Source organism: Stenotrophomonas sp. TWI169 (assembly GCF_039674705.1).
In the GTDB taxonomy this organism is placed as follows: domain Bacteria; phylum Pseudomonadota; class Gammaproteobacteria; order Xanthomonadales; family Xanthomonadaceae; genus Stenotrophomonas; species Stenotrophomonas maltophilia_P.
The window spans coordinates 165,152-181,132 of sequence record NZ_JBDJOB010000004.1 but is presented as its reverse complement, the minus strand read 5'-3'; the positions used below and the strand labels follow the sequence as shown (position 1 = coordinate 181,132).

At 67.2% G+C, this 15,981-nt stretch carries 11 protein-coding genes; 6 read left to right on the top strand and 5 right to left on the bottom strand.

From position 1 onward, the window contains the following. Positions 1–16 precede the first annotated feature (16 nt). A complete protein-coding gene (locus ABE543_RS04995) occupies positions 17–2,992 on the bottom strand; it encodes a TonB-dependent receptor (RefSeq protein WP_253119162.1) in 2,976 nt (991 codons plus the stop codon). A gap of 119 nt (positions 2,993–3,111) precedes the next feature. Beyond that, positions 3,112–6,465, bottom strand: a complete 3,354-nt coding sequence (locus ABE543_RS04990; protein WP_346475377.1) for a TIM-barrel domain-containing protein — start codon at positions 6,463–6,465, stop codon at positions 3,112–3,114. Between the two features lie 322 nt (positions 6,466–6,787). Between ABE543_RS04990 and ABE543_RS04985 the strand changes: the two genes are divergently transcribed. From ABE543_RS04985 to ABE543_RS04960, 6 genes are all read left to right on the top strand, one after another. Beyond that, positions 6,788–7,954, top strand: coding sequence for an SIS domain-containing protein (locus tag ABE543_RS04985; RefSeq protein WP_128988378.1), 1,167 nt, complete (start codon positions 6,788–6,790; stop codon positions 7,952–7,954). Continuing rightward, the gene (locus tag ABE543_RS04980) at positions 7,947–8,885 is read left to right on the top strand and encodes an ROK family protein (RefSeq protein ID WP_262219006.1); all 939 of its coding nucleotides are present in this window, start codon (positions 7,947–7,949) and stop codon (positions 8,883–8,885) included. Before ABE543_RS04985 ends, ABE543_RS04980 begins: the two co-directional genes overlap by 8 nt. A 17-nt stretch (positions 8,886–8,902) precedes the next feature. Beyond that, complete coding sequence (locus tag ABE543_RS04975; RefSeq protein ID WP_253119160.1) at positions 8,903–10,237, top strand: D-tagatose-bisphosphate aldolase, class II, non-catalytic subunit; 1,335 nt, start codon at positions 8,903–8,905, stop codon at positions 10,235–10,237. Continuing rightward, positions 10,155–11,048, top strand: coding sequence for a DeoR family transcriptional regulator (locus tag ABE543_RS04970; RefSeq protein ID WP_346475376.1), 894 nt, complete (start codon positions 10,155–10,157; stop codon positions 11,046–11,048). Before ABE543_RS04975 ends, ABE543_RS04970 begins: the two co-directional genes overlap by 83 nt. Next, on the top strand, positions 11,045–12,160 hold the full coding sequence (locus ABE543_RS04965; protein ID WP_346475375.1) for an amidohydrolase family protein: 1,116 nt from the start codon (positions 11,045–11,047) through the stop codon (positions 12,158–12,160). The genes ABE543_RS04970 and ABE543_RS04965 overlap by 4 nt, the downstream gene beginning before the upstream one ends. 102 nt (positions 12,161–12,262) lie before the next feature. After that, positions 12,263–14,050 (top strand): MFS transporter, encoded by a 1,788-nt coding sequence (locus tag ABE543_RS04960; RefSeq protein WP_346475374.1) that lies wholly within the window; start codon positions 12,263–12,265, stop codon positions 14,048–14,050. A gap of 7 nt (positions 14,051–14,057) precedes the next feature. On the opposite strand, the gene ABE543_RS04955 is transcribed toward ABE543_RS04960, so the two are convergent. From ABE543_RS04955 to ABE543_RS04945, 3 genes are read right to left on the bottom strand one after another with little or no spacing between them, the layout of a single operon-like run. Further along, positions 14,058–14,543 carry a hypothetical protein gene (locus ABE543_RS04955; protein ID WP_065181469.1) on the bottom strand — a complete coding sequence of 162 codons (486 nt, stop codon included), beginning with the start codon at positions 14,541–14,543 and terminating at the stop codon, positions 14,058–14,060. Next, entirely contained in the window at positions 14,540–15,091 is a 552-nt protein-coding gene (locus ABE543_RS04950) for an HdeD family acid-resistance protein (protein ID WP_253119155.1), read from the bottom strand. The genes ABE543_RS04955 and ABE543_RS04950 overlap by 4 nt, the downstream gene beginning before the upstream one ends. A 58-nt stretch (positions 15,092–15,149) precedes the next feature. Continuing rightward, positions 15,150–15,845 carry a ComF family protein gene (locus ABE543_RS04945; protein ID WP_346475373.1) on the bottom strand — a complete coding sequence of 232 codons (696 nt, stop codon included), beginning with the start codon at positions 15,843–15,845 and terminating at the stop codon, positions 15,150–15,152. Positions 15,846–15,981: the final 136 nt, after the last annotated feature.

The following is a 15,981-nucleotide window of genomic DNA, read 5'->3' as shown; positions in this document are numbered from 1 at the left end:
GATCACTCGAACCTGCTTACTTGAATCGATAACCGACGGTCACACTGTAACCACGGCCGAAGATCGTCGCGTAGTCGCTGGAGTCACCCAGGAAGCTGTTCGGATCGTAGAACGGCAGCCGGTCGAACAGGTTCTTGACGGTGAAGCTCAGGTTCCAGGCGTCATCGGGGCGCCAGGTGACGCTCAGGTTGGCGGTCCACCAGGACGGCGCGCCGTCGCACTTGCTGGCCTGCAGCGCCAGGTAGCCGGCGGTGCAGGTCTCCTTGTTGTTATCCACTTCATCCACGCGGTCACGGGCCCACTTGGTACCGCCCACATAGTTGACGAACATGCTGGTGGTCACCTGCTTGTAGGTCCAGTCGGCGTTGAGCGTGGCGCGCAGGCGCGGGTTGTTGTAGTAGCCCACCACGTCGCCGTAGTACCAGCCGCTTTCCTCATCCATGTAGTAGCGGTTGCGATTGGCGATGGTGGCGGCCAGGCCCACGTTCAGCCCGCCCCACTCGCCCAGCGAGAAGCGGCTGCGTGCGTCCACGTCGAAGCCGTCGACCAGGGTCTTGCCGCGGTTCTTGTACTGGCCGACCACGCTGGCCACGTTGCCCACGCTGTAGCCGGGCAGGACCGAGGGGCAGCTCACACCGCTGGCCGGGTCGGCGCACATCGCCGCCAGCTGGGCCAGGTTTGCGCGATCGGCATCAGTGATCGGCGAACGGGTGGAGGAGATGATGTCGGTGTCACGGCTGAAATCCGGGGCAACGATCTCGTTGTTGCGGTAGATGAACCAGTAGTCGGCCGACACCGACAGCCAGCTGGCCGGCTCGTAGACGAAGCCCAGGGTGGCGATCTTGGCCTTCTCCGGCTTCAGGTCCTGGTTGGGCTGGGTCATGCGGGCCACGGTGCGGCTGCAATCGACGTTGGCCAGGCTCTTGCCCAGGTCCACGTCACCGGCGCGCTGCGACTGCCGCAATAGGTCGGCGATCGCGTTGGTCTCGGCGCAGCGCACCTCATCGCGGTAGCCACCGAGCTGGGCGAACACGCCACCGCTGCCGGACTCGGCCAGGCTCGGCGCACGGAAGCCGGTCGAATAGGTGCCGCGCAGCATCAGTTGATCGAATGCCTGGTACTTGAAGCCGATCTTCGGTGCGACGTTGGCGCTGAAGTTCGGGTATTTGTCCACGCGGACCGCGGCATCCAGTTCCAGCTTGTCGGTGATCGGCGCCACCGTTTCGGCGAACAGTGCATAGGTGTTGCGCGCACCGTCGAACCACGAGCCGCCCTGCTGGGTGATCAGGCCGGCGGCTGCGTCGGCATTGCCCGGCGTGTAGAAGGTTTCGCGGCTGGCATTGAAGCCGAACGCGGCGCGCATCTCACCGGCCGGCAGCTGGAACAGCGGGCCTTCGATCTTGCCGTCCAGGGTGTGCAGGCGCGTCCAGGACTGGATGTCGAAGGTCGGGAACGCCTCGCGGATCAGCGCTGCGTTGGCTTCGCTGATCTCACCGAACTTGTATGCCGGATGGTCGGAAATGATCACCCGCCCGGTACCCGGATCCACCGAGTAGGGGCCGAAGGCCTTCTCGAAGCCCTTCAGGTTGACGTTGATGGTCTGGTAGGTGGTGGAGTGCGTGCCGGCGGTGGCGAAAGCAGTTTCCCAGTTCCAGTCACCCATGTTGCCACGTGCACCGGTCAGCACGCGGTAGCTCTTGTCGGTGTTGCGCTGGCCGAAGTAGTTGGCGCCGGCATCCTGCAGCAGGTACTGCAGGCCGACTACGCCGCCCATCATCGCCTTCAGTTCAGGGCTGGCGTGGTTGTACTCGTTGTTCGGCCCCAGGTAGGGATACAGGAACTGGTTGACCGTAGTGCCGGTATCGCGGGAGAACCAGCTGGTCGGGTTACCGGTGGTGGTGCCATAGCTGCGGGGTGTACCGCCATTGGCACGCAGATCGATGTCGGTGTAGGTCGCCTCGGCGAAGATTTCGGTCGAGTCGCCCACCAGGAAGGTGCCATTGAGGTAGGCGGTGTTGCGCTCGGACTTGGCGCCGGCGTCGATCTCGTTGTTCATCCAGGTCTCCCAGACACAACGCGGACCGGCGGCCTCGCCCTGCAGCACGTTCTTGCACCCGGGTGCGGCCTCCTGCACGCGGCGGCCGGTGACCGGATCGAAGGCGAAGTAACTGCCCGGGTTGAACTCACCCGGCTTGCTGCCCACGCCCAGGCGCAGGTTCGTCAGGTAATTGGGATTGTTGACGTAGTACTGCTCAGGACGCTTGTCGTAGAAATCACGCAACGGGATCGCATCACGGCGGTACATGTTGACCGCACCGTAGATGTTGAAGCGGTTCTCGGCCAGGTCGCCGAAGCCGGCGGTGATGCTGGCCTGGCGCTCACCGTAGGAGTCGATGCGCGATGACGTATCGTTGGTGAAGTTGATTTCCGCGCCCTGGAAGTTGCGTTTGGTGATCACGTTGATCACACCGGCCACGGCGTCGGTGCCGTACACCGCCGAAGCACCATCGGTGAGCACTTCCATGCGTTCGATGGCGGCAGCCGGGATCGCATCGATGTTGACGAACTGGGTCTGGAAGCCGGCGGGTGCGCCGTAGTACGACAGGCGACGACCGTTCAGCAGCACCAGCGTGCCCTGTGCGCCCAACCCACGCAGATTGGCCTGCGAGGCACCGTCGGAGCCGGTGAACAGCGAGCGCGAATCCTGCTGCGCCGGGCGGGCAGCCGGCAGGTTGTCGAGCACCTGCAGCAGCGTACGCGCACCCATGTTCTGGATGTCCTGCTTGCTGATGACCTGGACCGGCGAAGCGGTTTCCACATCGGTACGGCGGATGTTGGAGCCGGTGACCTCGATGCGGGCCAGGTCGGTGGCGTTGTCCTTGCTGTCCTGCGCAGCGGCAGGCAGGGCGACCGACAGCAGCGCGCCGGCAATGGCCAGCGTCAGCGGAGCGATCGTGCGACAGGGGGGGCGGCGGTAGCGTGCGGGCAACATCGGGGTTCTCTCCTGGCAGGGGTGCGGCGCGAATGTGGATCAGCGGGCAAAACGCTCCCGGGCCACGGCCAGCAGGCCGCAGTCGGTATGGGCGGGGGAGGAGCGGTGTTACGAAGGGGTCATGGGGCGACGATGCTGGCGGAGTCGCCCTCCTGGCCGATCAGCACGGCGTTGGCCCAGTTGGCACAGACCTGGGCGGGTTGACTGCCCTGCGCACCCAGCGTGCGCAGGCTCAGGGTGGTAAGGCCACGGATGTCCAGCTCCGGCTTGACCACGCCGGGCGCCTTCACCAGGCCGCTGTCGTAGAGCAGGCGGTTGTCGCCCCAGACCTGGAACTGCAGGCCGCCTGCGCTGCGGCAGGCATCATCGATGCCCAGATCCGCACGCAGCAGGCGCCAGCCGCCCTGCAGGCGCAGGTCGATGCGGCTGTTCGCGCCCACTCCCAGGCCGCGGCGGAACTGCAGGCCGTTCATGCGCATGCCGGCCTCGCCACGGAACGCCTGGTCGGCGCGCACCTGGCTGGCCAGCGCGGCCGGCACCGGCAGCTCGGAGAGATAGCGCTGCCGGGCCGGTCGCTCCGGTTCCTGGTGCTCGAGGATGTGGAAGGTGGACAGCGCGATCGGGCCGACATCGCGTGGCTGCAACGCGTCGAACGCGCGGGCGCTGCCCTGTGCCGCAGTGACCATCGGGTCGGTGCTGCTGGCGCCGTCACCTTCGGGGTTCTGCACGCTCAGCACCCGGAAACGCAGCAGGCGACCCGCGTGTGCGGGGAAGTCGATGCGCTGCATTCCTTCCTTCAACTGCAGCCGGCCCCGGGCGATCGGCTCGCCCCATTCGCCATTGCTGTCGCCCAGGTACACCTCGTAGTCGCGAACCTGGCCATGCTTCCAGTTCTTGTCGTTGCGTGGCGCCAGCTCGATGCCGTCGATCATCCGGCGCTCACCGAAGCCGACCACCCATTCGTGGGCGCCGGTGCGCACGGCCTGGTTGCGCACGCTGCGGAACCAGGTGGCCGGGTCATCGTCGAACGCGTTCTCCAGCGGATGGCCAGGCTCTTCCGCTGGGCGGTTGACCACCAGCAGGCTGTCGGCCGGCAGCTCGCGGCCGAGCACCGGCGCGGCCGGATAAGCATCGTCCGCAGCGGCGGCGGTCACGGCGAAGTCCAGCTGCACCTGCAGTGGCTGGCGGATATCCTGCGTGGCGGTACGCACATGGACGGTGCCGCCACGCTCACGGGCATCGAAATACCAGCCTTCGTCGGCACCGTTGAAGGCTGCCGCGTCGGCGAGCGCGGGCAGCACACGGGCGCCGGCCTGCACTGCGCGCGGGGCCTGCCGGCTCAACACGCGCAGGCCGTAGCGACGCTGCGCCAGCTGGCCCTGGTAGGTGCCCTGCACGGCCGCGATCTGCACCTGGACCGGGCCACTGCCCTGTGCCGGCGCCTGCACGCGGATCTGCTGCGTGCTCGATTCGCCCTGCTGGTAGCGGCGGGTGTTGCCGTCGTCTTCGTACAGCGTGTACTGCGATTCGCCCTGCGGATAGAGATCGAAGGTGACCTCGTCCAGCGGCTTCTCGCCATCGAACAGCATCGACGGATACATCGGCAGGATGGCCCCGGCGCGCACGAACACCGGCAGCGTGGCAAGGTCGACCTGGCGGTCGAGCTGACGGCCCTCGGCGCCGGCCTGCACGCGGCGGCCATCCCAGTAGTCGATCCATCCACCGGCCGGCAGATGGATGTCGCGCCGCCAGCCACGGCTGGCCGCCTGGCTGCGGTAGACCGGTGCGATCAGCAGATCGCGGCCCAGCAGGAACTGATACTTGTAGGTTTCGTCCTGCGCGTGCGGATCGCGGGGGTAGTCCCACATCAACCCACGCACCGGCGGCGCGCCGGTCTGCGCGGCGTCGTGCACCAGCCCGTACATGTACGGCGTCAGCCGCATCTTCAGTTTCAGATAGTCGCGGTTGATGCTGCGGTAGGGTTCGTCGTACCACCACGGGTGCTTGCGCGCGTTCGACGACCAGCCACTCATGCCCATCAGTACCGGAGTGAAGGCCTTCCACTGCAGGTCGCGGGTGTAGGTCTCGGCGCTGCCGCCGAAGATCGCATCGACATCGCCGCTGGCATAGGCCATGCCGGACAATCCCGAGCCGACCAGGGTCGGCACGTGCCAGCGGATGTAATCCCAACTGCTGCTCTGGTCACCGGTCCAGGCAACCGCGTAGCGCTGGATGCCGGCCCAGCCCATCACCGTCCACAGGAAGGGACGCGAATCGGAATTGTCGACGATGCCATTGAACGCCTGGCGGTTGGCGTCCATCGCGAACTGATAGCCCTTGCCGGTCCAGGCCACATCCAGCTTCTGTACACGGCTGCCGGCCTTGCCGACTTCCCAGGCGATCTTGTCGACACCGTTCTCCGTCCACAGGCCGGTGCGGAAGCCGTATCCGGCCAGACCCTTCACCGTCTCGGGCAACTGCTTGTAGCCGCAGCCATAGCCGTCGTTGGGCAGGATCCAGCCACCGGGCATGTCGTGTGCGCGGTACTGCTTGGCCACGCTGTCGACCACGTCAGGCGTGGTGCCGGTCGGGCCATCGCTCCAGCCCTCGGGCACGGTGCCCGGCTTCTTCGCGTTGTCGCCGTCGTTATAGCAATCGGCATCGCCATAGGACAGCGCCCAGCGCGCGACCATGTTGGGGCGGCCGGTCAGCTGCGTGTAGCGCTCGATCAATGCCGGCAGATCGGCACCGACGAAGTAGTAGGCGTCGAAACGATCTTCGCGATGCAGCAGGGTGGACTGATCGGGCTGGCGCAGGTCGTAGCTGCCGTCGCTCCACGTATTGCGCAGCATGCCCCAGCCGCGGCTGCTCAGCAGCATCGGCGCCGGGCTCGGTCGATCACCCTCTTCCCAGCCGCCGGAGTAGGACACCTCAAGCTCGCGTCCCTTGAACTGGTAACGGCCGTTCTGCTGGCCGCCGCCGAAGAAACCTTCGTCGGGCTGCGACGAGAGTACCTGCACGCTCTGTGCAGCATCCAGGTCCAGCGGCTGCAGCTCCTGCCACAACGCAGTGGGCTGGCCATTGTCCAGACGCTCCAACCGCAGGCGCAGCGGCTGGCGCTGTACGTGCAGCACCAGTGCGCCGGTGCGCAGACGGATCTCCTGCGCATCTTCTTCCAGCTGTGCCTGCACGTCGGCACTGGGCTGGGGCAGCACGATCGGCGCGGCCTTGTCGCCGGCTCCGGTCAGTACCCCCTTGCGCCCCGCCTGCACACGGACAATGTCGGCAGCCGGCAGTTCGATGCGCACACGCGCGCCGGTGTCGGTCTGCAGGTCCCAGGCGGGCGTGCCCGCCTTGCTGGCGGTGACCGAGCGCAGGTTGCCGATGGGTTCGGCGTGGGCCGACATGGACGCCAGCAGCAGCACCGGCAACAGGGCCAGCATCAGCGGCGAGCGGCGAATGCAGATTTCCACGCGGACTCCCAACCCGTTCACCGGGCGTTTCGAAAGCGGTTGGGCCGACTCTAGGGCAGGGATTCGAAAGATGTCAACAAATGGAAAGCAAAAAGTAAGATAAGTTCGACTGAAACGAAAGGTGATGCGGCGCAGTACTTTGTGTAATCGCTTGCACTCCCCTGTTAAGCTTGGTGCGATACGGCATTCTTCGATTCCTTTCGTTTTGGACGATTGCGGTCTACCAGAAACGCCAAGCGCTCTTTATCTTTCTTTTTGCTTTCGGTATTTGACATTTCGAAAGAAAACACAGATCGTGCGATGGCCCAACTGGAACCTCCGAATGGACGTCACCCTGCTTTCCGATGTGTCCGCCTGGCAGCGCCGGGGCGGAGCCGATACCGCTACTGAAATCGCCCAGCAGCCAGCACTGTGGGACGCGCTTGCACAGGATCTGCTGCAGGCCCGCGAACGCCTGCAGGCCTTCCTGGGCGACCGCCTCGACAATCCCGATCAGCGCGTGTTGTTCACTGGCGCCGGTAGTTCCGGCTTCATCGCCGAGATGGTGGCCGATGCGATCAACGCGCAGTGGGCCGCTGACGTCCGTGTGGTGCATACCACCAGCCTGCTGACCCATCCGGCGCTGTATCTGCAACGCGACCGCCCCACCCTGCTGGTTTCGTTCGGCCGCAGTGGCTCCAGCCCGGAAAGCGTGGCAGCGGTGGACCGTGTGCGCAGCGACGTGGATGACGCACGCTTCCTCGACATCACCTGCAACGCTGATGGCGAACTGGCCCGGCGCGGTGCCGGCCGTGCCGATACCTGCACCCTGTTGATGCCGTCGGCCAGCTGCGACCGCGCCTTTGCGATGACCAGCAGCCTGACCTGCATGCTGCTGGCCGCGCTGACCGTGTTCGACCGCTCACCGTGGCAGACGCGGGTGGCGCGCCTGACGCAGCTCGCTGCGCTGGCCCGCGAAGGCCAGGCGCAGTGGGATGCACCGGTGGCCGCGCTGGCACAGCGCCCCTTCAACCGCGTCATCTACCTGGGCAGCGGTCCGCTGGAAGCGCTGGCGCGCGAGTGCGCGCTGAAGGTGCTGGAGCTGACCGCCGGCCGCGTGCTGGCGCTGGCCAACACGCCGCTCGGTTTCCGCCACGGCCCGAAATCCACGCTGGATGGCAGCACCCTGGTGATCGTGCTGCGCAGCGTGCAGCCGCTTGCACGCCGCTACGAGCAGGATCTGCTGGACGAGCTGCGCCGCGACGGCGTGGCCGGCCAGGTGCTGGCCATCGGCCCGCATTCGGACATCGGTGCCGACGATGACTACACCCTCGCCGTACCCGTCCTGGAGCCGGTTCTGGATGATCCCTGGCTGGCGCCGGTGTGGCTGGCCTTCGGCCAGCTGTTCGCACTGCAGCGCTCGGCCGCGCTGGGGCTGACCCCGGACAATCCGTTCCCCGACGGCACGGTGAACCGCGTGGTCAAGGGTGTCACCATCCACCATGGCTGAGTTGATCGCCCATGCCTGCTACGGCATCGATATCGGCGGCACCAAGATCGAGCTGGTGGCGTGCGATGCGGCGATGCAGGTCACCTGGCGCCGCCGGGTGGCCACTCCGCAGGGTGACTACGATGGCTTTCTGCGGTCGGTGGTGGCGCTGGTCGCCGACGCCGATGCCGCACTGGGCCGCAACGATGCGGCCATCGGCATCGCGCTGCCCGGCGTGCGTGACCGCCGCACGGGCCGCCAGCTGAGTGCCAACGTGCCGGCGCTGACCGGCCACAGCGTGGCGGCCGATCTGCAGGCACGCCTGCAGCGTCCGCTCCACTTCGGCAACGACCTGCAGTGCTTCGCCTTGTCCGAAGCGCATGGCGGCGCAGCCGACGGCTACCCCAGCATGTTCGGCGCGATCCTCGGCACCGGCGCCGGTGGCGGCTTCTGCCTGCAGGGTCGCCTGCTGTCCGGCTTCAACGGCCTGGCCGGGGAATGGGGCCACTGGAGCGTGCCGGGCCACCTGCTGCAGCGTCACGGCCTGCCGTTGATCGACTGCGCATGCGGCCTGCAGGGCTGCGTGGAGCGCTATGTGTCCGGCAGCGGTCTGGCGATGATCGAACGCCACCTGGGCGGTGCGGCCGTCGATGCCAGTGCGGTGATCGCGATGGCCGAAGGCGGCGATGCGCGCGCACGCAGCGCGCTGGACATCCACCGCGACCTGCTCGGCCACAGCCTCGCTGCGCTGGTGCTGGCCCTGGACCCGCATGTGATCGTGCTCGGCGGCGGCCTCTCGCAGTACACCCCGCTGTACCAGCAGCTGCCGGCGGCAATCGCTGCCCATCTGTTCAACGGCGTGCAGGTGCCGCCGATCGTGCCCCCGCGCTTCGGCGATGCCGGTGGCGCGCGCGGTGCCGCGCTGCTTGCCTGCCAACCCTCGTTTTCCTGATTGTCCGGAGCATGACCATGTCCCCGTTGCAGACCCTGCTTGCCTCCCACCGCGCCGGCCACAATGTGGGCCTGTACAGCGTCTGCTGCAGCAACGAACAGGTGCTGCGCGCGGCCATGCACGTGGCACTGGCACACGACACGGTGCTGCTGGTCGAAGCCACCTCCAACCAGGTCGACCAGTTCGGCGGCTACACCGGCATGACCCCGCCGCAGTACCGCGACTATGTCGGCACGCTTGCAGATGAGGAAGGGTTTCCGCGCACGCGGCTGATCCTGGGCGGCGACCACCTCGGTCCGAACGCCTGGCAGAAGCGCCCCGCCGCCGAAGCGATGGCCCACGCGCGCGTGCTGATCGAAGCCTACGTGGCCGCCGGCTTCCACAAGATCCATCTGGACTGCAGCATGTCCTGCGCCGACGATCCGGTGCCGCTGCCTGATGCCACCGTGGCCGCGCGTTCGTCGGAACTAGCGACGATCGCCGAGCGCACGGCTGCCCGGCTCGGCCTGCCGGCGCCGGTGTACGTGATCGGCACCGAAGTGCCCGTTCCCGGCGGCGAAGCCTCGCTGGCCGGCGGCCTGCAGGTGACCACACCGGCAGCCGCCGCGCAGACCCTGGCCATCCACCAGCAGGCATTCGATACCCCCGAACTGCGCGATGCCTGGCAGCGCGTGATCGCGATGGTGGTGCAGCCGGGCGTTGACTTCGATCACAGCAGCGTGCACGAGTACGACCCGGTCGCCGCCAATGCGCTGGCCGACTTCCTCGAGCAGCAGCCGCGCATCGTGTTCGAGGCGCACTCCACCGACTACCAGCGCGAAAGCGGACTGCATGCGCTGGTCCGCGATCATTTCGCGATCCTCAAGGTCGGACCCGCCGCCACCTTCGCCTATCGTGAGGCGCTGTTCGCGTTGGCAGCGATCGAACAGGCGCTGCTGCCGGCTGCGCAGTGCTCGCGCCTGCCACAGGTGCTGGAGGAGGTGATGGTGGCGCAGCCGAAGTACTGGCAACCCTACTACCAGGGTGACCAGGCGACACTGCGCCTGTTGCGCAGTTATTCCTTCAGTGACCGCTGCCGCTACTACTGGGGCGAGCCGGCACTGCTGCGCGCCGTGCAGACGCTGTTCTCCAACCTGGAGCAGCACACGCCACCGTTGGTGCTGCTGAGCCAGTACCTGCCGGAGCAGTACCGCGCCGTGCGTGACGGCCGCCTGGCCAACACGCCGACGGCCCTGGTGCAGCACCGCATCGGCCAGTGCCTGGGCGAGTATGCCCGCGCCTGCAGTGCCAACCAGGCAGGCAAGCGCGGTCAGGACACACGATCCGCTGCCGGCATTGCTGCGAACGGCTAATCTCTACCCCTCACAGCAGACCCGAGACTCCGCCATGCGCAACACCCGCTCCCGCCGGCAACAGATCCTGCAGCTGCTGATCGAGCACGGCTCGGTGCAGGTGGCCGATCTGGTCGAGCGCTTCGGCGTGTCCGCGGTGACGATCCGCGCCGACCTGACCCACTTCGAGTCGCAGGGCCTGGCCAACCGCACCCACGGTGGCGCCAATCTGGTGCGCACGCCTCCGCAGGAGCAGGACATCCATGAAAAGGATGCGCTGAATCTGCCCCTGAAGGAGTCCATCGGCGCCTGCGCGGCGAACCTGGTGCAGGCCGGTGACAACATCATCATCGACTCCGGTTCGACCACCATGACGCTGGCCCGCCATCTGCGTGGCCGCCGCGATGTGACGGTGATGACCAATGGCCTGAACATCGCGTGGGAACTGGCCAATGCTGCCGGCATCAATGTGCTGCTGACGGGCGGGCTGCTGCGTCAGCAGTCGCTGTCGCTGCAGGGCAGCCAGGCCGAGGCCAGCCTCAATTCCTACAGCTTCGACACCCTGTTCCTGGGCGTGGACGGATTGGACCTGCAGTTCGGCCTGACCACCCACGATGAGGCGGAAGCGCGCCTCAACCACCGCATGGTCGAGCGCGCGCGGCGCATCGTCGTGCTGACCGACGCCTCCAAGTTCGGCCGTGTCAGCCTGCATCGCATCGCCCGCCTGGATCAGATCCATACCGTCATCACCGACGCCGGCATCGACGACGCAACCCGCGAGGGCCTGCAGCGGCTGGGCATCGAAGTGATCATCGCCGAGCCGCCCGCATGACCGACACCCGTTCCCTGTATGGCCGCATCCTCACCCCGCTGGGGTGGCGACGTGGCCATGTCCACTTCGACTCGCATGTGCGCCAGCTGCAGGTGGACGACCACAGCGGCGGCGATGACCCGCAGCTGCAGGTGATCCTTCCCGGTTTCATCGATCTGCATGTGCATGGCGCTGCCGGCGTTGACCTGATGCAGGGCGGCGACGTTGCCCGCACCATCGCCCGCACCCACCTGCGCTTTGGTACCACCACGCTGCTGGCGACCACCATGACCGCCGGCCTGGACGAGATCGAGTACGCCCTGCAGGGCGTGGCCGCCACCATGGCAGCACCGGACGACGAGGCCGCATGCATCGCCGGCGTGCATCTGGAAGGGCCGTTCATCAGCCCTCAGCGCCTGGGCGCACAGCCCAACCGTACGATCGAGGCGACGCTGGCACTGGTGCAGCAGCTGCATGCGCTGGCACCGATCCGGGTAATGACGCTGGCGCCGGAGATCGGCGAACACACGGCGCTGATTCCTGCGCTTTCGGCGATGGGCATCCGTGTGCAGCTCGGCCACAGCGCGGGTACTTACGAAGAAGGTGTGGCTGCTCTGCAGGCGGGTGCATCCGGCTTCACCCATCTGTTCAACGGCATGACCGGCGTCGATCACTATCGCCCGGGCATCGCGGCGGCGGCGCTCGCCCATGCACGTTACGCCGAGATCATTCCCGACCTGCAGCACATCCATCCCGGCGTGATCCGCCTGGCCGCGCGCGCGATTCCGCGCCTGTACGCGGTGACCGACGCTACGGCCGCCACCGGCATGCCGGATGGCGAGTACGCGCTGGGCGAACAGCGCGTGCACAAGTGTGGCGGTTGCGTGCGGCTGGCGACCGGTTCGCTGGCCGGCAGCGCGCTGACCATGGACCAGGCACTGCGCAACCTGATGCGTGTCGGCCTGGATCTGGCCGACGCCTCGCAGCGCGTTTCCACGTTCCCGGCCGACTACCTGGGCCTGGGCGATCGCGGTCGCATCGCGCCCGACGCCCGCGCCGATCTGGTGGTGCTGGACGCTGGACTGCGCCTGCAGCAGGTGGTGGTGGGTGGCCGGGTGGTCGAGCTGCACTGAGCAACGTCCCTGCCGTAGAGCCACGCATGGCGCGGCGCCACAGAACGCAATCTGCGAAGAACCGCCGCCGGGCAGGGCCCGGCGCTACCACAGGAACTGCCGATGACTGCAAGCACCGCTCCGCGCTGGCCCGTACGCTATCTGCTCTTCATCGGCGGCCTCGGCGGCCTGCTGTACGGCATCGATATCGGCATCATTGCCGGTGCCCTGCCCTATCTGGAAGCGACCGCCAGCCAGGCCTGGCAGCTCAGCAGCCAGCAGCTGGGATTCGTCGTTGCAGCCGTTCTGCTGGGCAGTGTGCTGTCCTCACTGTTTGCCGGCATGGTGGCCGACCTGATCGGACGCCGCGGCGCGATGCTGCTGGCTGGCGTTCTGTTCACCGCCTCCATTCCCATCATGGCGCTCGCTTCGGGCTACACGCCGCTGCTGCTGGGCCGACTGCTGCAGGGCATCAGCGGCGGCCTGATCGGAGTGGTGGTACCCCTGTACCTGGCCGAGGTGCTCAGTCCGGAGCGGCGTGGCCGGGGTGCAGCGATGTTCCAGCTGCTGCTGACCATCGGACTCGTGCTGGCGGCGCTGATCGGCCTGTACCACGCCCAGACCGTGGATGCCGCTGCCGAAACCGTGCGCTCGCTGCCGCTGGCACAGCAGGCGCAGGAACTGTTCGCCGTGAAGGACCATGCGTGGCGGACCATCTTCTGGAGCTGCCTGACGCCGGGCCTGGTGTTCTGTGCCGGCATTTTCTGGCTGTCGGAGTCGCCGCGCTGGCTGGTCCGCCGTGGTCGGGTGGACGACGCCCGTCGCAGCCTGCTGCGGGTGCTGCCGGCCGCCGAGGTCGAGCCCACGCTCGCGCGCATCCAGGCACCGGAATCCAGTGGCACGAACGGCAGGCGTGATCCGCTGCTCAGCCGCCGCTACGTGGTGCCCTTCGTGCTGGCCTGCGTGGTCCTGGCCTGCACCCAGGCCACCGGCATCAACTCGGTGCTCGCCTATGCGGTGAACATCCTCAACCAGGCGGGCCTGTCCGGTTCGGTGGCCAATGGCGCCGACGTGGCGATCAAGCTGCTCAATGCGGTGATGACCGTGGTCGCGCTGCTGCTGGTCGATCGCAAGGGCCGCAAGTTCCTGCTGATGCTCGGCAGCGGCGGTATCTGCGTGGCGCTGCTGGCCGCCGCCACCCTGTTTTTCCAGGCCGAACGCGGCCGCGCCGATGTGCAGCCGCAGCTGCAGGCCGCAGCCAGCGGCGATGGCCTGCATCTGGTACTGGACGAGGCGCAGTGGCAACGCCTCACTGACGGCATCGACAGCGAAGGCCGTCCGATGCAGTTGACCGTCTCCTATGCCTATGGCGACTTCACCAACGTGCGCGCACTGCGCAGTGACAACCTGATCGATCGCGAGCTGCGCATCGACCGTGCCGGCACCGTGCAGCCGGACAGCGTCATCGGCGCCTTCTTCCGCACCCTGCACCTGAATCCATTCGCAGACCCGGCCGGCGCCGCGCACGCACCACTGCGCATCGAGCAGGCGCGGATCGGACCGGTGCCAACGCCGGCCCACGGCTGGGCGGTGGCCGCCTGCATCCTCGTGTTCGTTGCCTTCTTCGCGGTGGGCCCTGGCGTCTGCGTATGGCTGGCACTGTCCGAGCTGATGCCCAACCGGATCCGCTCCAATGGCATGAGCATCGCGCTGCTGATCAATCAGTTCGTGTCCACCACCATCGCCGCGATCTTCCTGCCGACCGTGGGCCACTATGGCTACGCCAGCATGTTCCTGTTCTGGGCGGCATGCACATTCGTGTTCTTCCTGGTGGCTGCGTTCTGGCTGCCGGAAACCAAGGGCAGGTCGCTGGAGGAAATCGAGGCCAGATTCGCGACCAGGCAGCGCTGAGCAGGGTTCAGGGCGCCGGCACCCGCTGGCCGGTGATGTGCCATGCCAGTTCCTGCGCCTCGGCCACGCTGGGCAGGCCACTCAACATCATCGATTCGCCGAAGGGGCCACTCACCGTCGCCACCGTCAGCACGCGGCCATCCACGCTGATCGCCACCCGCTTTCCCACCAGTGCGGCCGTGCCATCGTGGATGCGCTGCTGTGCCTCCTTGCGATAGCGGATCTGCAGGCCGGGCTGCTGGCTCTGGTCCAGCACGTAACGGACATCGGCGATGTCGGCACTGTCGGCGATCGGTGGCTCGCGCAGCGCGAGTGTTTCACCCTGCCACTGCACCGGTGTGCCATTGCCGGCAGCATCGACTGCGCTCAGACGCACATCCACGCCCGGACGCGGCGCATGATCCCTGCCAGCCTCCGCATCCGCTGTTGCGCCGGGCATGCAACCGGCCAGGCCCAGCACCGCGACCAGCAGAAACGAACCCGCCCGCCTCACTTCAGCTTCCTCAGCTTGAATGCCACCAGCACCTGCAGCAGCCCATACAGCAGGCTGCCGATGCCGATCCACAGCGTGGTCACGGCCACGCCCGCGTAGGGATTGGCCGCAAACAGCAGGCCCAGCACCACCGCCAGCACACCACTGAGTATCAGCAACCACTCGCCCTGGATCTGCCTGCGCACGCGGATTGCGTACACGATGCGGTAGATGCCGGCCACCAGCAGCCACGCTGCCAGGAACAGCACCAGCACGCTGGCGGTGGCCAGCGGATTGATCACCGCCAGAATGCCGAAGCCGAGCGAGGCGATGGCGTACAGCGCCAGCCAGCCACGCGAGACACCGCTGCCACCGCTGATCAGCGCGAACAGGCTGATGACACCTTCGATGATGGCCATCACGCCCAGCGTCCAGGCCAGGGCCGTCGCCGCCGACAGCGGCCAGCCGATCGCGATGATGCCGAAGCCGAGTGCGACCAGGCCATACAGCAGCAGGATCCACCAGCTGCGACCGACCGCCGACAACAGGGGAGACAAGGGGGAATTCATGACCACTCCTTCGATCCGGAATCGGCTTCATCCTAGCCCCTGGCGATGAAGAGGGCGATCACGGAACCCGTGCGCAGACCCACACGCGCACCTCTGCGGCACCCACGCAGCGCAGTGTCTCAGCGATTTCCATCACGGTGCTGCCGGTGGTCATCACATCATCGACCACGGTCAGCCGCGGCGGCACCGGCGCATGTGCATCGAAGGCGTCGAACAGGTTGTCCCTGCGCTGTTCGGCCGTGCGTTCGGACTGTGGTGCCGTATGCCGGCGACGGTACAGGCCCTGCCAGACCGGCATCGGCAGCAACCAGCATAGTTCGGCGGCCTGGTTGTAGCCACGCTGGCGCAGGCGCCGATCATGCAATGGCACCGGCACCAGCGGCGCGCACGACCAGGGCGGCGGCGCGCGTTGCATCAGCTGCGCGAGCAGGCGTCCGGCCGCCAGGTCCTGATGGAACTTGTAGCGCACCAGCAGCTGGTCCACCGGCGGCAGGTACAGCAGGCTCGCGTGCGTGGCCAGCTGCGGTGGTGCCTCCTCGCGGCAGCTGCCGCAGACGATCAGGGCCGCATCCGGCAGCGGCAGCGCGCAGCGCAGGCAGGCGCGACCCGACCACGGCAGTCCGGCGTAGCAGGCCGCACAGAGATCCAGCTCGTCGTGACCCGGGTCGTTGCAGACCAGGCAGCGCAGCGGAATCAGCAGGCGCAGCAGCCGCTGCAACGGGGCCCCGGCGACAATGCGGTGGACGATGCGCATGCCGCAGGCTCGCGCATGGCAGGCAGCGACGCCATCGGCGGACGGACCAGACATGGGTCGGTGAAATGCCCGTCATCGTGTGCCGACGGGTATGACCCACCATGCCCCCTACTGCATGGCCTGCCAGGGTGGCTGC